Source organism: Vibrio sp. 10N.261.51.F12 (genome assembly GCF_041471725.1).
Taxonomy (GTDB): Bacteria; Pseudomonadota; Gammaproteobacteria; order Enterobacterales; family Vibrionaceae; genus Vibrio.
In genome coordinates this window covers 1-18,023 of sequence record NZ_JBFROV010000056.1, presented here as the reverse complement: position 1 = coordinate 18,023, position 18,023 = coordinate 1, and the positions used below count along the sequence as shown (strand labels likewise).

General features: G+C 43.7%; 18 protein-coding genes. 14 read left to right on the top strand and 4 right to left on the bottom strand.

All coding sequences use genetic code 11. The features are described 5' to 3' along the window. Nucleotides 1-113 precede the first annotated feature (113 nt). Both AB4405_RS23915 and AB4405_RS23910 read right to left on the bottom strand, forming a co-directional pair. Entirely contained in the window at nt 114-356 is a 243-nt protein-coding gene (locus tag AB4405_RS23915) for a hypothetical protein (RefSeq protein ID WP_372063066.1), read from the bottom strand. A 78-nt stretch (nt 357-434) separates the two neighbouring features. Beyond that, entirely contained in the window at nt 435-737 is a 303-nt protein-coding gene (locus tag AB4405_RS23910; RefSeq protein ID WP_241903103.1) for a hypothetical protein, read from the bottom strand. A 344-nt stretch (nt 738-1,081) separates the two neighbouring features. Here AB4405_RS23910 and AB4405_RS23905 point away from each other — a divergent pair, with 344 nt between their 5' ends. From AB4405_RS23905 to fabV, 5 genes are all read left to right on the top strand, one after another. Continuing rightward, nucleotides 1,082-2,296 (top strand): diguanylate cyclase domain-containing protein, encoded by a 1,215-nt coding sequence (locus AB4405_RS23905; protein WP_372063065.1) that lies wholly within the window; start codon nt 1,082-1,084, stop codon nt 2,294-2,296. A gap of 304 nt (nt 2,297-2,600) precedes the next feature. Continuing rightward, entirely contained in the window at nt 2,601-3,779 is a 1,179-nt protein-coding gene (locus AB4405_RS23900; RefSeq protein WP_102471578.1) for a D-alanyl-D-alanine carboxypeptidase family protein, read from the top strand. Nucleotides 3,780-4,122: 343 nt separating this feature from the next. Beyond that, nucleotides 4,123-4,755 (top strand): TetR/AcrR family transcriptional regulator, encoded by a 633-nt coding sequence (locus AB4405_RS23895; protein WP_102471579.1) that lies wholly within the window; start codon nt 4,123-4,125, stop codon nt 4,753-4,755. Nucleotides 4,756-4,858: 103 nt separating this feature from the next. Then, nucleotides 4,859-7,141, top strand: coding sequence for an acyl-CoA dehydrogenase (locus AB4405_RS23890; RefSeq protein ID WP_102471580.1), 2,283 nt, complete (start codon nt 4,859-4,861; stop codon nt 7,139-7,141). Between the two features lie 222 nt (nt 7,142-7,363). Next, complete coding sequence (gene fabV, locus AB4405_RS23885; RefSeq protein ID WP_102471581.1) at nt 7,364-8,566, top strand: enoyl-ACP reductase FabV; 1,203 nt, start codon at nt 7,364-7,366, stop codon at nt 8,564-8,566. A 179-nt stretch (nt 8,567-8,745) separates the two neighbouring features. On the opposite strand, the gene AB4405_RS23880 is transcribed toward fabV, so the two are convergent. Next, entirely contained in the window at nt 8,746-8,949 is a 204-nt protein-coding gene (locus AB4405_RS23880; protein ID WP_102471582.1) for a hypothetical protein, read from the bottom strand. A 467-nt stretch (nt 8,950-9,416) separates the two neighbouring features. On the opposite strand from AB4405_RS23880, the gene thrS reads away from it, so the two are divergent. The 4 genes from thrS (at nt 9,417) to rplT (ending at nt 12,603) form a co-directional block, all read left to right on the top strand. Continuing rightward, entirely contained in the window at nt 9,417-11,342 is a 1,926-nt protein-coding gene (gene thrS, locus AB4405_RS23875) for a threonine--tRNA ligase (RefSeq protein WP_102471583.1), read from the top strand. Nucleotides 11,343-11,345: 3 nt separating this feature from the next. Beyond that, the gene (gene infC, locus AB4405_RS23870) at nt 11,346-11,897 is read left to right on the top strand and encodes a translation initiation factor IF-3 (protein ID WP_102471584.1); all 552 of its coding nucleotides are present in this window, start codon (nt 11,346-11,348) and stop codon (nt 11,895-11,897) included. Between the two features lie 116 nt (nt 11,898-12,013). Continuing rightward, entirely contained in the window at nt 12,014-12,208 is a 195-nt protein-coding gene (gene rpmI, locus AB4405_RS23865) for a 50S ribosomal protein L35 (RefSeq protein WP_250618111.1), read from the top strand. A 41-nt stretch (nt 12,209-12,249) separates the two neighbouring features. Further along, a complete protein-coding gene (gene rplT, locus AB4405_RS23860) occupies nt 12,250-12,603 on the top strand; it encodes a 50S ribosomal protein L20 (RefSeq protein ID WP_004401084.1) in 354 nt (117 codons plus the stop codon). 57 nt (nt 12,604-12,660) lie between these two features. On the opposite strand, the gene AB4405_RS23855 is transcribed toward rplT, so the two are convergent. After that, nucleotides 12,661-13,626: an integron integrase gene (locus AB4405_RS23855; protein ID WP_372063064.1), complete on the bottom strand. Its 966-nt coding sequence runs from the start codon at nt 13,624-13,626 to the stop codon at nt 12,661-12,663. Between the two features lie 247 nt (nt 13,627-13,873). On the opposite strand from AB4405_RS23855, the gene AB4405_RS23850 reads away from it, so the two are divergent. The 5 genes from AB4405_RS23850 to AB4405_RS23830 all read left to right on the top strand — a co-directional run bounded on the left by AB4405_RS23850 (nt 13,874) and on the right by AB4405_RS23830 (nt 17,710). Continuing rightward, nucleotides 13,874-14,500 carry a LysE family translocator gene (locus AB4405_RS23850; protein WP_372063063.1) on the top strand — a complete coding sequence of 209 codons (627 nt, stop codon included), beginning with the start codon at nt 13,874-13,876 and terminating at the stop codon, nt 14,498-14,500. 145 nt (nt 14,501-14,645) lie between these two features. Continuing rightward, nucleotides 14,646-15,053, top strand: a complete 408-nt coding sequence (locus tag AB4405_RS23845) for a GNAT family N-acetyltransferase (protein WP_372063062.1) — start codon at nt 14,646-14,648, stop codon at nt 15,051-15,053. 138 nt (nt 15,054-15,191) lie between these two features. After that, nucleotides 15,192-15,758 carry a hypothetical protein gene (locus AB4405_RS23840; RefSeq protein WP_372063061.1) on the top strand — a complete coding sequence of 189 codons (567 nt, stop codon included), beginning with the start codon at nt 15,192-15,194 and terminating at the stop codon, nt 15,756-15,758. 184 nt (nt 15,759-15,942) lie between these two features. Then, nucleotides 15,943-16,593, top strand: a complete 651-nt coding sequence (locus AB4405_RS23835) for a LysE family transporter (RefSeq protein ID WP_372063060.1) — start codon at nt 15,943-15,945, stop codon at nt 16,591-16,593. A 529-nt stretch (nt 16,594-17,122) separates the two neighbouring features. Next, a complete protein-coding gene (locus AB4405_RS23830; protein WP_372063059.1) occupies nt 17,123-17,710 on the top strand; it encodes a hypothetical protein in 588 nt (195 codons plus the stop codon). Nucleotides 17,711-18,023: the final 313 nt, after the last annotated feature.

Sequence of the window (18,023 nt, the reverse complement as noted above, 5' to 3'; positions counted from 1 at the left end):
GATTAATCGACGCACTCAATTTATCACTGATGTGTAAATTCATGGTTCACTGCCATCTCGCGAGAACGAAATTTAAGCTGCAAGCGTCGCGTTGCTCCTCGACACCGACCGAATCAAGCTGACATGAGGAGTTGGTTGATGTGGTCAGTTTTGATGGTTTTGATTGAGCGAGTCAGGTGCCCTTGTTCGTAAATATTGAGACGAACCTCATCACCCTCCGCGTTGACGTGAGCAGAAGTGAGCTCATCGATGAGCATCTCAATTTGATAAAAACTGAGAGACAGCGAGCCAATCAGTTGTCCGGTACGACACTGAAGTATTTGGATTCGGTTCTTCATGCACTCATGTCCTTTCATCTACGTTTTCCTTTGTCGAATTACTTACTACGTGTGTTACGGGATGAGATATCAGACCGAATAAAGAAAAAAATAATTTCACGACTCAAGAAGAGTCAATCCGTTGCGAATGAGTCCTCTACGGACGCTATGGCATAACTTCCCAAACCGACGTAACTCTTCAAAGTTTGGCGTAACACCACGTGCCAACGAATGTTCCCAGTAACTGACTTCGGTTTCTACGAGTTCGAGAAGTTTTTTAGGACACCCAATACACGTGCTGTCTGGGCCACATTTAAATGTTGACTCGTCATAAAGAGGGAGGGTGGATTTAACCTGGTGGATCAAATCCAGTGTTGCCATCTTTAAATTAGGCTTCGTGGTTTGGGGTTGGATACTCATAAGAAGTGCCACCGATAGCATTTGCCGAAAAATGAAAAAAGAAAGCGGCGATGCTATTACGTATCGGATAAATGCGACATGCCACAAAATGAGTAATCAAACATTAGTTTGATCTGTCTCAATTTTGAGTATCTTGTAAATAACGATGTTGAGTAGGTTCGATTTTGATTCATTTCAAGCTTCAATAGAATGGTTGCGGAGCGAAACTCGCTCTTTTTACCGGAAATGAATCGGAATATAGGCCCATGTTGTTAGCAGGGGACAGCTGAGTGATTTAGCATGGTGACAACTCAACGGAGGACAGGTTTCTGAGTCTAGATAATGCAATTTTCAAACTGTTTGACGTGACTCCAATACCAACGATTGTCAGCGATCGTGATGGTAAGCTAGAGTACGTCAATAGCGCCCTACTCAACTTGTTAGGGTATACACTTGAGGAAATATCACGCCCAGAAATCGTGATTACGCATCAGTCAGACATCGCCTTAAACACCAAGATTCGCATTGAGCTCGAACAAGATCCGGCCAAGCCAATAGAAGTATCTAAGCGCTACATTCATAAAGATGGCCATACAATCTATGCGATCTTATGTATCGTGGCCCACCAAGATACTCACGGCGTGACCACTCAATTTGTCGCTCAAATCCGCGACCTATCCCGTGAGCGCCAGTCGCAAGCCGGAGAGGTGTTGCTTGAACAACTCGTACTCAAATCCAATGACGCTATTTATGTCGTCGATCCTTTGACGGGGCAAATTCTAAACTGCAATGAATTAGCCTACAAACGGCTGGGTTACAGTAAGCTTGAGTTACTGCGGTTGACGGTTCCTGATATCAACCCTTTGTTTGATGCCAGTGCTTCATGGGAAGAGCATGTTGTGAAAATGAAACTTGCAAAAAACCAATTTATTGAAGCAACACACAGAAGAAAAGATGGCTCTGAAATACCCGTGGAGGCGAGTGTCAATCTAGTTGAATATAATAATGTTGACTACTTATTGGCGATTGTTCGAGATATTTCAGAGCGAAAAGCGCGCGAAATAAAAGTGATTGAAGCGCAAAATCTAGATCCGTTAACCAATTTACCCAACCGACGATTGTTGGAGAGCAGGCTTCAGCAAATGACGGTTGATAACCAAAACTACGGTCAGTCGGTGGCGTTCTTGTATCTAGATGTTGATAACTTTAAGATCATCAACGATAAGCATGGTCATGCGATTGGTGACCAAATTTTGGTCGAACTTGCTCAGCGGATCCATGACTTTACACGGCAGTCAGATATTATTGCGAGATTAGGAGGGGATGAGTTTCTTGTGGTGATGCGGGGTATAAAAAATCGCCCCCATGCTGAAAGTATCTCTGAACATTTGTTACAAGTCTTTTCGCATCCATTTAAGATCCAAGGCTGTGAGGACCTTAACGTCAACATGAGTATTGGTGTGACCTTATGTAAAGCATCTCAATGGGATTCCTCTGATGCCATCGCCATTGCTGACCGCGCGATGTATCAAGCGAAGACCTACGTTGGCTCCGCGACCTACTTTATGGATTATCAGTAACTACTTTATGGATTATCATTAACAGCCATCGCCTCACCCTTCATGTTGTCCTTCTCGTACTCTCCTGTGATTCGTTACCTACGTTATCTCTCATCGCTTCCCATTGGCGTCATTATCTTAAGCTAGCCATGTATTAAATCTTACAAAAAATCCAAGCGAATTCACTGACTTTCATCTAGTTTGAGAGTAGGGGAATCACTTTTTTAGCTCCGTTCACGATTCGATGAATTGATCCGATGACATAACGATGTCTTTCCTCTATCGAAAGTGAACGGTTGCGTTTGTAAATTAAGGAGCCAGTGGGATGAATAAATCATGGTCACTGCTGTTAGCATCTATGACTTTGTGTTCGTCTGCTTACGCTTATGCGTTGGTGACACCTAATCCACCAACATTAAATGCCAAAGGCTACGTGTTGATGGATTATCAATCAGGCAGCATCTTGGTATCAGGAAATCAAGATGAGGCCTTGGCACCAGCAAGCCTAACAAAACTGATGACCGCATATGTGGTTGGTAAAGAAATTGAATCAGGTCGCACAAGTTGGGATAGTCCAGTAGCGGTTAGTGAGAATGCGTGGTCTGTGAAGTTTCCAGATTCATCAAAAATGTTCATCAAGCCAGGTGACAGTGTCACGGTTGCTGATTTGATGCGTGGACTCATCATACAGTCGGGTAACGACTCGGCGGTAGCACTGGCAGAACACATTGCGGGAACAGAAAGTGGATTTGTCGCGTTGATGAATCAATGGGCCATCTCGTTGGGTATGGACAAAACCGAGTTTATTAATGCACATGGTTTAGATGGCGACGGTATTCATACCACCCCACAGAACATGGCCGTTCTAATGAGGCGCATCATCGAAGATGTTCCTGAAGTATACGATCTTTATGCCGAGAAACGTTTTACCTGGGCGGACATTAAGCAATACAATCGTAATCGATTGTTGTGGGATAATTCTCTCAACGTGGATGGCGGAAAAACGGGCTACACCTCGGAAGCGGGTTACAGCTTAGTGAGTTCAGCAACACAAGGGCAAATGCGATTAATCTCGGTAGTGATGGGCACACCAAGTACACAGACCCGTGTAGAGGCATCGAGACAGCTGCTTAATTACGGTTTTAGGTTCTATGAAACAGAGCAGCTCGCCCTCGCCGATAAAGATGAGAAATCGTTACGAGTCTGGAAGGGGGAAGGAAAACAAATCTCGGTAGGTTTTGAACAAGATGTCTATGCCACCTATCTTCGTGGCAAAGGAAAACAGCTATCAAAAGACGTCGAGATTTACGCCCCGCTAATTGCGCCTGTTAAACAAGGGGACATTGTTGGTAACGTAACGTGGCGAATTGGCAACGATGAGATCATATCGGAACCTTTAGTCGCAAAATCGAGTGTTGAGCAGGGTTCTATCTTTACTCGTATTATCGATACGGTTGTACTGTGGTTTAAATCTTTGTTTTCAGATGCAAAATCGCTTTGGTAACGCTAGATTAAACCGATTTTTGGGGTAAAAAAAAGCCCAAACCAATGGTGGTTTGGGCACATACAAATAGGAGTTTATAAGAAAAAAGCAGCGTTGTAGCCAACAATGAAAAATCAGTGGAGGTGGTATCTTGTCGCTTCATTACTGACTACCTTTAAATAGACCCACCTTTCCGGCGTTAGTTCCCTTCAGTTCGTAAAAAATCCAAATAAATTTCTATCGGTAAATTCCTAATGTTATTGAGTGTTTCTCTTCTCTGGTCTAACCAGTATTCAAATATTTGATGTTAATCACTTGTTATGTTGCTGTTGCGGGGTTATATTCAAACGTATGTTTTATACGGATGATTGAAATGGCAAAGATAACCACAAAGGACAAAATCTTAGATGTTGCGGAGGTCTTGTTTGCTGAGCAAGGCTTCAATGATACGTCTTTGCGCACCATTACGAGTAAAGCGAATGTGAATCTTGCCTCGGTCAATTACCACTTTGGCGACAAAAAAACGTTGGTGAGAGCGGTATTGAACCGTTACTTGGAAGCGTTTATGCCCGCGGTTGAAAGTGCCTTGTATGAACTTAACGATCGAGAGTCTCATTCGATGGAAGATGTTTTCAAAGCACTTAAAAAGCCGTTGTTAAGTTTGAATCAAGTGAAGCCTAACGGTGCGAGTCGGTTCATGCTTTTGGTCGGTCGAGGCTATACCGACGTACAAGGACACTTACGCTGGTTCATTACAACGCGATACACAGAAACGTTAGCCATGTTTACGCAAGCGGTTCTCAAGGCCAACACAAACCTTACGCCGGAAACGCTATTTTGGCGCTTGCACTTCACATTAGGAACTTGTGTTTTCACCATGGCTTCTAGCCAAGCACTATCAGAAATTGCCTATAGCTCGTTTAAGCGAGATGTCGATGCCGAGGTGATTATTGACCAAATTATTCCTTATCTTTCCGCGGGGGTGGCTGCAGATTAACCTCGGTTAAGTTAAGCGAAAACAGTTTTACTCTATACAACGACTAGAAATTTATAACGACTAAAAATAACAAAAACGTATTGTGAACAAAAGGATAGGTAACATGAGCTCTCTAAGAAGAAAATGGGTTAGTGACCCTGCGTTTAAAATGTTTAAGAAAGTTTTACCACCGTTGTCAGCGACAGAGCGTGAAGCTATGGAAGCGGGTAGCGTCTGGTGGGATGGGGAGCTGTTCTCTGGTACCCCAAACTTTAAGACATTGCACCAGTATCCAAAACCAACGCTTACGGCAGAAGAGCAGTCCTTCATGGATAACGAGCTTGAAACCTTGTTGGAAATGCTGGATGACTACACTATCGTGACCCAAGACCGAGATCTCCCTAAAGAGGTTTGGGACTACTTGCGAAACGAGCGCTTTTTCTCTTTGATCATCTCAAAAGAGTACGGCGGCCGTGAATTTTCTTCACTTGCTAACTCCACCATTGTGACCAAGATAGCGACGCGCAGTATCAGTGCCGCGGTATCGGTCATGGTGCCAAACTCTCTCGGTCCGGGGGAGCTACTGTCTCACTACGGTACACAAGAACAAAAAGATTACTGGTTACCTCGTTTAGCTGATGGTACTGACATCCCTTGTTTTGCTTTAACTGGTCCGGAAGCGGGCTCTGACGCTGGTGGTATTCCTGATAAAGGCGTGGTTTGTTATGGCGAGCATGAAGGCAAAGAAGTGCTTGGTATTCGCCTAAATTGGAACAAGCGTTATATTACACTTGCCCCTGTGGCGACGGTACTTGGCCTAGCATTCAAACTGCACGATCCCGATCAGCTTATGGGTGAAAAAGAGGACTTGGGTATTACCTGTGCCTTAATTCCAGCTGACCACAAAGGCGTTGAGATTGGTGAGCGTCACGATCCAATACACCTAGCCTTCATGAACGGCCCGACTCGCGGCAACGATGTATTCATTCCTATGGATTGGCTGATTGGTGGCGCAGACTATGCAGGGCGCGGTTGGCGCATGCTGGTGGAATGTCTATCAGCGGGTCGCGGGATTTCATTACCTGCACTTGGCACCGCAATTGGTCACCTTACTACTCGTACGACTGGCGCTTATGCGTATGTTCGTAAGCAGTTCGGCATGTCGATTGGTAAGTTTGAGGGGGTTGCGGAAGCCATGGGCCGCATTGGCGGGATGACCTATCTGCTCGAAGCCACACGAACCATGACAACCACGTCTCTTGATATGGGTGAAAAACCGGGGATTGTCACCGCCATTGCTAAGTATCATATGACGGAAATGGCGCGAACAATTTTGAATGATTCGATGGATATTCACGCCGGTCGAGCGATTCAAGACGGGCCTATGAACTACCTGTCATCAAGCTACCTCGGGATCCCGGTTGCGATCACCGTAGAAGGGGCCAATATTCTAACCCGTAACCTTATGATATTTGGTCAGGGAGCGACGCGTTGTCATCCTTATGTTCTGCAAGAGATGGAAGCAGCGGCCAATCCGGATCAGACACAAGCGGCAGAAGACTTTGATAAGTTATTGTTCAAACATATTGGCCACGCGACTAAGAATACATTTGGTGCGTTTGGTGCCGCGTTAACCGGTTCCGCGTTTGTTGGCGCTTATATGAGTGGTCCAACGAAACGTTACTACAAAGACCTAACCCGTCTGAGTAAAGCATTAGCAGTCAGCGCTGATTTTGCCATGTTAACGTTGGGCGGTGACCTGAAACGCAAAGAAACGATTTCTGCGCGCTTAGGTGATGGACTGGCATACTTGTTTATGGCCTCTGCAGCATTGAAAAAATACGAGGATGATGGGCGTCAAGCGGCAGACTTGGATTATGTTCATTACGCGGTTCAGCATTGTATGCACCACGCGGCAACGTCTTTGAATGAGGCATACCGTAACTTCCCTGCGCGCTGGGCAGGACGCACATTGAAAGCCTTGTTATTCCCAATTGGCAATCATTTCGAGAAACCGTCGGATGAGATTGGGATGAAGATTGCGAAATCCATGATGGTACCGGGCGCGCATCGTGACCGTTTAACTCAGCTCTGTTATATCGGTCCTAAAGACGATGACAAAATCGGACTGATGGAAAATGCCTTTATTGCTATGTATGACATCCAAGACTTAGAAAAGAAATTGTTCAAAGGCGTTAAGGAAGGAAAAGTGGCGAAGAAAGGGCTGCTTGAAGAGCGTCTAACACAAGCCTTAGCGGCGGATGTATTAACGCAAGACGAAGTGGATAAGATTAAAGCGGCCGATGCACTGCGCTACAAAGCGATTCAGGTGGACCACTTTAGTCATGACTTGAGTGAGGTGCGCACCCACAGCGTTGCTAAACCCAAGCTAAACAGCGTGGCATAGCAATGAGCTGATAGTGTGTTTCTATCCTCTTAAGGCTCCCACAAACATGTGGGAATTAAAATCAAGAAGGGCGCTTTAGCGCTCTTCTTTTGGTTGGAAGCAGGGTCATGTTTTACGCTAAAGTGCTCCAACCACTTAGCAAATTAAACAGATTTAACAGAAAAAAGATGCGGTTTGCCTTTGAACCTTTTATCCTACAAGGGATTTTTTGAGGAACTTAATATGATCATCAAACCCCGAATTCGTGGATTTATCTGTACTACTACTCACCCAGTAGGTTGTGAAGCTAACGTAAAAGAACAAATTGCTTATACCAAAGCACAAGGCCCAATTGCGAATGCACCTAAGCGTGTATTGGTTGTGGGTTCTTCAAGTGGTTATGGCCTTTCTTCTCGTATCGCTGCGGCATTTGGTGGTAGTGCGTCAACAATCGGCGTATTTTTCGAGAAACCAGCGACAGAGCGCAAGCCTGGTACGGCGGGTTATTACAACTCGGCAGCATTTGAAAAATTAGCAAAAGAAGAAGGCTTGTATGCGAAAAGCATTAACGGCGATGCCTTCTCTCATGAAGCTAAACAGAAAGTCATTGATTTGATCAAAGAAGACCTTGGTCAGATCGATATGGTGGTTTACTCACTGGCGTCTCCAGTACGTAAATTACCAGACACAGGTGAAGTGATTCGTTCATCGCTAAAACCAATTGGCGAAACGTACACGTCAACGGCGGTTGATACCAACTCTGATACTATTATCGAAGCAAGCATTGAGCCTGCGACAGAAGAAGAAATCGCCGACACGGTAACCGTGATGGGCGGCGAAGATTGGGAACTGTGGGTTAACGCACTTTCTGATGCAGGCGTTCTTGCTGACGGTTGTAAAACCGTGGCTTACTCATACATTGGTACTGAATTGACATGGCCAATCTACTGGGAAGGCGCACTTGGCAAAGCTAAGATGGACTTAGACCGAGCGGCTTCTGAGCTTAACGCTAAACTTGCGGAAACGGGTGGCAGTGCAAACGTAGCGGTACTTAAATCCGTTGTCACACAAGCAAGCTCAGCGATTCCTGTTATGCCACTGTACATCGCGATGGTATTCAAGAAGATGCGTGAAGCTGGCGTTCATGAAGGTTGTATGGAGCAAATCCACCGCATGTTCTCACAACGTCTTTATAAAGAAGATGGCAGTGCGGCAGAAGTCGATGACAAAAACCGTCTTCGTCTTGATGACTGGGAATTGCGTGACGATATTCAACAACACTGTGCAAACCTATGGCCACAGATTACAACAGAGAACCTAAAAGAACTCACGGATTACGTTGAGTACAAAGAAGAGTTCCTGAAGTTATTTGGCTTTGGTATTGAAGGTGTTGACTACGAAGCGGATATCTCTCCACTCGTTGAATTTGACGTTATCGACCTATAAGCACCATCGAGGCCTATACCCTAGTCGGGTGTGAGTTTTTTTGGTAAAAAAGACAAGAAGGAAGCCTAGGCTTCCTTCTTTTGTATGCGTCATACTCTTCTACTTCTACTTCTACTTCTACTTCTACTGTAAAATAGCTCTGTTTCGAACAAAGAAATATTCAGCTACCAGAGATCCTGTTATTCCTCATGGACCTTTACGTCAGTCATTCTATTGCCATTTGCGAGTTGAATAATGGCCGTCGCTTCTGAGCTTAGGTTGTTGTCGACCTGATGCAAATGGTCGATTTCAATGACTTCACTTCCAAGGAGAAGATGGCCATCGCGATAGACGTTGGCATGACCGTTTTTGTTGAGTCTGACGTAATAATCGAGTGTGTCCATACTAGCCACCTTTCTGCTTATGAATCGTTGAATTACAGTGCGTAAATCTATCCTAGAAACAAGATATCTAAACGTCGTGATAGTTCCAAACGTGATAATTTAATAGTAGGAAATTGTGCGCCTAAATCAACTCTGTTCACCTAACCGCTATATAGAAATTAACGAAGTTGATATCTGCTGTATCAGCGATACTGGTATAAACAAACGGTCAGAAGTTGATGGTGGCGCTACATTCAACGTGATTAGGATGAAAGTGCGATGTGTCACAAAATTCGATTGTCATTTAAGGCTCATTAGTTACAATGTCGCATTGCGTTAGAGAGTGCATCTGTATTTGCATTTAATAACCCAAAGCTTTTACCAAATCGTGGCAGTTTTACCTCGAGTAACTTTTTACCTTGAGTAATACTGTTAACCATTAATGCAAGTCTTGCTTGGTGTGCAAGACCACTGTAATAGGATACTACATGCCTGTAATTACTCTTCCTGACGGCAGTCAGCGTCAATTTGATAACCCTGTTTCTACTCTCGATGTTGCCCTTTCTATCGGTCCTGGTCTTGCGAAAGCAACCATCGCTGGTCGTGTAGATGGTGAGCGTGTCGATGCCTGCGATCTTATTGAAAACGATGCAAGCCTAGAAATCATCACAGCGAAAGACCCAGACGGTCTTGAAATCGTTCGTCACTCATGTGCTCACTTATTGGGGCACGCGATTAAGCAGCTGTACCCAGAAGCAAAAATGGCGATTGGTCCTACGATAGACAATGGCTTTTATTACGATATCGATCTAGAAGAATCTCTAACACAAGATGATATAGAGAAGATCGAAAAACGCATGAAAGAGCTGGCGAAAACCAAGTATCAAGTTGTTAAGAAAAAGGTAAGTTGGCAGGAAGCTCGCGATACGTTTGAAAGTCGCGGTGAACCTTACAAGATTGAAATCTTGGATGAGAACGTTGCTAAAGACGACCGTCCAGGCCTATACCACCACGAAGAATACATTGATATGTGTCGTGGTCCTCATGTGCCAAACATGAGCTTCTGTCAGCACTTTAAACTGCTGAACGTAGCGGGTGCATACTGGCGTGGTAACAGTGACAACAAGATGCTTCAGCGTATCTATGGTACTGCCTTCCACGACAAGAAAGCACTCAAAGAACACATGACGCGCTTAGAAGAAGCTGCGAAGCGTGATCACCGTAAAATTGGTAAGCACTTGGATCTTTTCCATATGCAGCAAGAAGCGCCGGGTATGGTCTTCTGGCACCACAACGGTTGGTCTATCTTCCGTGATCTAGAAGTGTTTATCCGTCAAAAACTGACAGAGTACGATTACCAAGAAGTGAAGGGCCCATTAATGATGGACCGTGTGCTTTGGGAACGTTCTGGTCACTGGGATAAGTACGCAGAAGCGATGTTCACGACGTCTTCAGAGAACCGTGAATACGCGATTAAGCCAATGAACTGTCCTGGTCACGTACAGATCTTTAACCAAGGTCTTAAATCGTACCGCGATTTGCCACTACGTATGGCTGAATTTGGTTCTTGTCACCGTAACGAGCCATCAGGCGCGTTGCACGGCATTATGCGTGTTCGTGGCTTTACTCAAGATGATGCTCACGTGTTCTGTACTGAACAACAAGTGCAGGATGAAGTGAAATCTTGTATTGAGATGGTCTACGATACGTACCAAACTTTTGGTTTTGAAAACATCGTAGTAAAACTGTCTACACGCCCTGAAAAACGTGTGGGTTCTGACGAAATGTGGGACCGTGCCGAGTCTGATCTTGAGCTTGCGCTTAAGTCGATGGACATCGCATACGAGATTCAAGAAGGCGAGGGCGCATTTTATGGGCCTAAGATTGAATTTACTTTGCATGATTGTTTGGACCGAGCTTGGCAATGTGGTACAGTGCAGCTCGATTTTGCATTACCAGAGCGTCTAGGTGCCACTTACGTGGGTGAAGATAACGAGCGTCACACGCCAGTTATGATTCACCGAGCGATTTTAGGTTCACTAGAGCGTTTTATTGGCATTCTAATTGAAGAATATGCAGGCTTCTTCCCAACATGGTTAGCTCCTGAGCAAGCTATTGTTATGGGAATTACAGACAAACAGTCTGAATATGTTCAAGAAATTACGAAAAAACTGCAAAAAAGTGGAATTAGAGCCAAAGCGGACTTGAGAAATGAGAAGATTGGCTTTAAAATCCGCGAACATACTTTGAAACGTGTACCGTATATGCTCGTTTGTGGCGACCAAGAAATGGAAGCTGGAGAGATTGCAGTACGTACTCGTAAGGGCAACGATTTAGGCAAGTTTAAAGTGGATGACTTTATCTCATACATCCAAGCCGAAATCGCAAGCCGTAAGCTCAATCTGGAGGAATAACCTATTAAAGGCGGAAGACGTGGCCAACAACCGGCCAAACAAAACCAGCACCGTTTAAACGGTGAGATTCGTGGCGTACGTGAAGTTCGTCTAACAGGTGCAGATGGTGAACCTGTTGGTGTCGTATTGATCCAAGAAGCGCTAGATGCAGCTTTAGAAGCTGGTATGGATCTCGTAGAGATCAGCCCTAACGCCGAGCCACCAGTCTGTCGTGTGATGGACTATGGTAAGTTCCTCTTTGAAAAGAGCAAATCTGCTAAAGAGCAGAAGAAAAAGCAAAAGCAGGTCCAGATCAAGGAAATAAAATTCCGTCCTGGAACTGATATTGGAGACTATCAGGTAAAACTACGCAACCTGACGCGTTTCCTAGAAGACGGCAACAAAGTGAAGGTAACAATTCGCTTCCGTGGCCGAGAAATGGCACACCAAGAGATCGGTGTCGACGTTCTTCATCGCTTGAAAGAGGATACAGTGGAAATTGCTGTTGTTGAATCTTTCCCGACGAGAATCGAAGGCCGCCAGATGATCATGGTGTTAGCCCCTAAAAAGAAGTAATTAGCGGCTTGCAAGTAATTTAACCTTGTCGCCCCTTAGTTTAGAGGGAACGCGGCAGGGTTTCATTCGCCCTGATTACTATGTTTATTAACTCAACAATGCGGAGTTCTTCATCCATGCCAAAGATGAAATCCAACAAAGGTGCAGCTAAGCGTTTCAAGAAAACAGCTGGTGGCATCAAATTTAAGCACGCTGGTAAACGTCACATCCTGACTAAGCGTACTACTAAGAACAAGCGTCAACTACGTCCGAATGCAATTCTTCCTAAATGTGAAGTTGCTGCAGTTCTACGTATGTTGCCATACGCTTAATTCTTTTTAGTTTATCAATCGTTTAGTTTAGGAGAGACATAATGCCTCGCGTAAAACGTGGTGTACAAGCTCGTGCACGTCATAAGAAAGTTCTAAAACAAGCTAAAGGTTACTACGGAGCACGTTCACGTGTTTACCGCGTAGCTTTCCAAGCTGTTACAAAAGCAGGTCAATACGCATACCGTGACCGTCGCAACAAGAAACGTCAATTCCGTCAACTTTGGATTGCACGTATCAACGCGGCTTCTCGTCAAAATGGTCTATCTTACAGCCGTTTCATCAACGGTCTTAAGAAAGCATCTATCGAGATCGATCGTAAGATCCTTGCTGATATCGCTGTATTCGACAAAGCTGCATTTGCAGTTCTAGTTGAAAAAGCGAAAGCTGCACTTTAATTAGTTAGCAGTCTAGATCTTTTATAAAGGAGAGCATTTGCTCTCCTTTTTTATTGCCTATAACAAATGAGAAAGGGGGCTCTTTACCCCGTTCGCTCCGCGATTCACCACATGTGTATAGATTTGCGTTGTTTTGATATCGGTATGACCAAGCTGCTCCTGAACCGTTCGAATATCCGCACCACTTTCAAGCAGGTGAGTAGCAAAAGAGTGTCGTAAGGTATGGCAACTCACTGGTTTGCTAATGCCCGCTTTGGACACCGCTTGTTTGAGCGCCTTTTGAATACTTGTCTCATTAATATGATGCCGCCGACGTTCCTTTGATACTGGATCGATGGCAAGCCTTATTGAAGGAAACAAAAACTGCCAATTCAGTTCTTTGTTTGAGTTAGGATATTTAGTGGCGAGCGCATTGGGTAATGATACACCTGCGTAGTCGTGTTGCTTGGTATCTTGCCGCCAACATCGTTCGACATTTTGCTGCTGCAGTTTGATAGCAGGGTACAACTCTCTCGCCAACGTCACGATACGATTCTTATTTCCTTTCGCTCGCCATACTCGCAGTGCGCCATATTCAAAATCTATGTCCTGATACCGAAGCCGTAAGCACTCCATTAAACGCAATCCAGAGCCATACATTAGCTGTGTCGGCAGTAAATAACTTGGCGCGATGTTTTCTAGCACACCGACCACCTCTTTTGTGGTTAATACGGTAGGCAGTTTCTTGGATCGATGTGATTTCTTGAATCGCATGTTAACGTCAATTGGCGCATTGATAATGTGTTTGTATAAAAACACTAAGGCATTTAGGGCAACAGCTTGACTACGAGCCGCTAAGTTTCGAGACGTCACTAGGTAGGAGAGAAACGCTTCTACATCTTTACTCGTGAGTTCACGAGGGTGCTTTTTATTGTGATAAACAATGTATTGCACTATCCAGGTTAAGTACGCATCGATCGTCCGTTCCGAATAATGCCTTGAGCGCATAAAGTCACGAATGTAACTCATAAATGGTGATTTCATAGCTATCCCTAGTGCTGTTGTTATATACAGTTGTGAAGTCTAGGCTTGAGAAGCGATTTTAGGCGGAATAATTCAGCCTTTTGTGATGAGCAACAAGTTTAATAGTACTTAGCTAACTGATTTTCATACAATAATGCTCTAACATAGGCAGATTCTATGATAATAGAAGGCGGTAGCGTGCGGCAAAGTACGGAATTAGTCCGTCTATAAAGTGTTAGCACTCGGTCGAACATAACAAGGAGGTTACATGTTTCCAATGGAAGTACTTTTACCATATACAGTGGCATGTCTGTTACTTGTCATATCGCCAGGGCCAGATAATTTATTGGCTGTCGGGCGTGGTTTGAGCCAAGGTAGATTGGCAGCAATCGTATCAGGCTTATCTTCCGGTGCCGGGATTCTTTTTCACGTATTGGCGGCAACTTTTGGACTTACCATTTTAATTCAAACATCTGAGTTAGCGTTCTATATTGTGAAGTTTGTAGGCGCCGCATATTTAATCTGGTTAGGCTTAAAGGTACTACGTTCCCGTAGCCTATTTTCTTTAGAGCCAACGAAAAAACAGTCAATAAACACAATCTTCTCAACAGGCTTCTTATCTGCCGCCTTTAACCCTAAACCGGGCATGTTTGTCTTAGCTTTTGTTCCTCAGTTCGTCAACCCTGATGTAGGTTCGGTTACAGTGCAGATGATAGGTTACGGTGTTTGGTTTGCAGTACTTACAGCAATTGGCTTTGGTCTAATGGGTGTTTTTGCATCACAATTATCCGATTGGTTTAAGCGTAAGCCTAAATTGGTATCAGGCTTAAATGTTGGAGCGGGTTTAACATTTATATCATCAGGCTTAGCTGTAGCTTTCATGAAGCAACGGTAGATGAAAATCGTGCTAACAAGCGCTTCAAGCTGATTCGCAACGCGTGGCATTTTTGGTTCAAATCAGTTTGGTGTTTACGGTGCAATGCAGAAAGTTAGGTTTCGTTGCTCACAGCTTAAGCGAGCGTTATGTAGCTAGGAGAAATATGGAAGTTTCGGTACAAATAAGTAAAGAAATAGAAGCTGATGAAGTCATTGATTTGTACAGGGCTAACGGCTGGTCGTCCGCTGAGGTTCCTGCGAAACTGATACCGGCATTATTAAACTCAGATACATTAGTGATTGCCCGTAATAATGGAAAGCTCATCGGTATAGGTAATGCAATCTCTGATGGTTGTTTAGTCGTTTACTATCCGCACATGCTTGTCGATCCCAGTTTTCATGGCTTGGGTATTGGTCGGAAAATGATGGAGTTAATGCAAAGTAAGTACAAAGACTTCCATCAGCAAATGCTCACTGCGGACGGTGAAGCCGTAGATTTTTATAAGGCACTTGGCTTTGAGCGGGCAGGTAAAACGGAACCTATGTGGGTGTACGCAGGAAATGATCATTAATGGTCAAGTGTCGCTACATAACAAATTACTCAAGTGGATGCGTAACGTTTGCCACTTTTGGTTTGACGTTAGGTACGCTTGGTTAAGTCATTCGTTAGCACCACTTAGTAAAGCGTTATGGCACAGAGGGATAGTTCATTGAGCGATGTTAAATTTAGTCCGAGTATTGTCGGGATAGAGAGTGTCGATTTTAGACCTTACATGGTTGAAAATGCATATGACTACTATCTGATTAGTACCACATCACCCCATCAGAGGATGGGAATCCAAACAGTAATGTGTGCTTTGAGTATTGAGATCATACTTAAAAGTTTCCATACCATCGTAACTAGTAATCATGGAAAGCTTAATGAAACATATGAGTTCAACAAGAAAGATGCGTTGCCCAAAAGATCCAATGCCCATGACTTAGTTGTTTTGTACGAAGCGCTGCCTTCTAATATTCAACGTTACCTATTTGATGCTGTTGATCTCAAGGTGCTTACGACCAATAAGGATCTGTTTACCCAAAGCAGGTACGCTTATGAGCAAAGTGCAAATTCTGTTCATAATGATGAAGTTATAAAACTGGCAGCATGTTTAATTTGCAAAATGGTGTTTTTATATCGAGAGCTTGGTTGTAATGACCCTTTCATTGAACTGTTTGATATAGAAAAGTTGTACTTCGGTAGAGTACAGTCGTTTCTTTGGTGCTCAGTGCCATAACAATCGCTTTAACCTGACTGCCAACCTGTGGCATTTTTGGTTCGGTTTGGTAATTGTGATTACGGTGGCCTGTTTGAGTGTTGTGCAGTTGGCAGCAAGTTAAGCGGGCGTTATATTTTATTCAACATTTGCCTATTTTTATGCGATAGTTGCATATTGCTGAGTCAACAAGGAGGTTGTTTTTGTGGATGCAAATTTGTTAGGTATTTTCGCCACGGTAGCGATTGCTCATTTTTTAGCTCTTCTAAGTCCTGGCCCTGATTTTGTCATCGTTGTAAAAAGTGCCATTCGAAATAGTGGAAAAAATGCTTTAGGCGTGGTATTCGGTATTGCTACAGCAAATGCGGTGTATATAGGTTTGTGTTTAATAGGCGTTGGGTCAATTTTAGCAGCTTCAGTTCCTATAATGATCACACTTAAAGTTATTGGTGGTTTGTTTCTTATTTACCTCGCAATACAAGCAATACGAGCAAGAAAAAGTGCATATGGAAATATCGATATTGCAGAGTCAAAAATATCTCAACAGACCACTTTTATCCGGGAATTCATCACAGGCTTTATGTCTGGGATCCTAAATCCTAAAAATCTATTATTCTATTTGAGTCTTTTCACTGTGGTATTAACCAATGATGTAGGGTTTTCTTTTAAAATTGGCTTAGGTATTTGGATGACGCTAGTTGTATTTATCTGGGACGCTGCAATTATTTCTCTCCTCTCTACACCAAAAGTAAGAGGGCAGTTTACTCGCCTAGCGTATTACATTGATAAAGTGACAGGTGTTCTGTTAGGGTTAATCGGCTTTACTATCGTCAAATCGGCAATTATACGGCAGTAAAAATATAACAAACTGTGCAAGTTGACCCTTTATACTCGGCATTTTCAGTATGAATTGGCTTTGTGTTTACGGGGCAAGGTTTTTGTTCAGGGGCGGGCAACTTCACAAGGGCGTTAGAACATGACGGCTCTCACGAGTTGTATGTAACTCTTTGTTATTTAAGTATGAAGAGAGTTTGTTGAGTTTGCGTTGTAGCGACGAAAAGGACGAATATTAGGTATTTCTATGCTAGCCTTGAAGCGATTCAAGCGCACCTTAATACGCGCGGCGATTGAAGAGTGACGCTAGACTCGCTTCAAGGTAGAGCGATACCAAATACTTCGGCTTCGATTTTTTGTCTTCATACCGTTAGTCCCTAATTCGTGATAGAGGGGCTCATCAACATCAATGACTCTAGTCATGTTCTAACAAGACGCTGAAACAGACGCAGGAACGTAAGGTATGTTTGGTCTGAAGTTCAGTGGTTTTGATAGTTTGTCGTGTGCGCAGTTTAGCTAAGCGTTAAATGTCCAGAAATAGTGGTGGAAATATGCGGCACAAAAACACACAGGTTTCAAAGTTCTTTCCTCTTTTAATTTTAATAGCCATGGCTTCCATTCTTGGGTGTGAAGTGGAGAAATCCCCGGACCCAAATACGATTGATCCTAATCAAGTGGTAAGACCTAAAGATGGCGTCATACGCAACAAAGAAGCTCCCGGATACGATCCTACTCCGCGAGTACTGGTTACGAAAATATCTATTAACGACATCATGATTCGTAAACAAGCGGACAGCAATATAAGTAGAATCTATTATCAGGCCGACAATAATCGTTGGGTTGCCGAATATTTTACGGAAAAAAATTGGAAACCAATAAACTATAAGTCGACCATGATTGGGAAGGAAAATGATATTCCATCCTATGCTGAAATTGGCAGCATGAGGGCTGATCCCTGCATCCATCATTACTATATATTGACAAATGACGCATATGCGATTGAGGTCGAGGGGTTCAATACTTGTGGTGCATACGAAGAGACCCTCTCGGAATTTCTTAAGTCTTATTCACTTCCTCAAGGTATTAAGGCCTACGAAGTAAAGCTCAATTCATCTTGGCCAAGCGTATTACCTCGCTAGTGTTAATGAGGGAATGGGTGAATCGGCCATTTAAGTATGCGTTTCTGCCGGTGCGGCTTCACGGTAAAGCACTTAACAAGTTGCTTCATCGGAAAAACTACTCGCTTTCGCTCGCATTTTTCCGCTGAGCAAGGCGTTAGCTGTACTTATCAGTTCATTTGATCCTTTTTTCATTATACAATACGGCATTCCTGTTTTTGTTTGAGTTTATTATGAGCTTAGAGTTTGGCTTTTCTCGTTTTGGCGATGCTAATAAATTTGGTAAAAATATCTCATCTAATTTGAAAGCGACAACAGGGCAAGATCATGAAAG

Bases quoted from the DNA above. Each gene is read 5' to 3' on its own strand.
- AB4405_RS23915 (WP_372063066.1), bottom strand. From the start codon at position 356: ATGAAAGGACATGAGTGCATGAAGAACCGAATCCAAATACTTCAGTGT.
- AB4405_RS23910 (WP_241903103.1), bottom strand. From the start codon at position 737: ATGAGTATCCAACCCCAAACCACGAAGCCTAATTTAAAGATGGCAACA.
- AB4405_RS23900 (WP_102471578.1), top strand. From the start codon at position 2,601: ATGAATAAATCATGGTCACTGCTGTTAGCATCTATGACTTTGTGTTCG.
- AB4405_RS23895 (WP_102471579.1), top strand. From the start codon at position 4,123: ATGATTGAAATGGCAAAGATAACCACAAAGGACAAAATCTTAGATGTT.
- AB4405_RS23890 (WP_102471580.1), top strand. From the start codon at position 4,859: ATGAGCTCTCTAAGAAGAAAATGGGTTAGTGACCCTGCGTTTAAAATG.
- fabV (WP_102471581.1), top strand. From the start codon at position 7,364: ATGATCATCAAACCCCGAATTCGTGGATTTATCTGTACTACTACTCAC.
- AB4405_RS23880 (WP_102471582.1), bottom strand. From the start codon at position 8,949: ATGGACACACTCGATTATTACGTCAGACTCAACAAAAACGGTCATGCC.
- thrS (WP_102471583.1), top strand. From the start codon at position 9,417: ATGCCTGTAATTACTCTTCCTGACGGCAGTCAGCGTCAATTTGATAAC.
- rpmI (WP_250618111.1), top strand. From the start codon at position 12,014: ATGCCAAAGATGAAATCCAACAAAGGTGCAGCTAAGCGTTTCAAGAAA.
- rplT (WP_004401084.1), top strand. From the start codon at position 12,250: ATGCCTCGCGTAAAACGTGGTGTACAAGCTCGTGCACGTCATAAGAAA.
- AB4405_RS23855 (WP_372063064.1), bottom strand. From the start codon at position 13,626: ATGAAATCACCATTTATGAGTTACATTCGTGACTTTATGCGCTCAAGG.
- AB4405_RS23850 (WP_372063063.1), top strand. From the start codon at position 13,874: ATGTTTCCAATGGAAGTACTTTTACCATATACAGTGGCATGTCTGTTA.
- AB4405_RS23845 (WP_372063062.1), top strand. From the start codon at position 14,646: ATGGAAGTTTCGGTACAAATAAGTAAAGAAATAGAAGCTGATGAAGTC.
- AB4405_RS23830 (WP_372063059.1), top strand. From the start codon at position 17,123: ATGCGGCACAAAAACACACAGGTTTCAAAGTTCTTTCCTCTTTTAATT.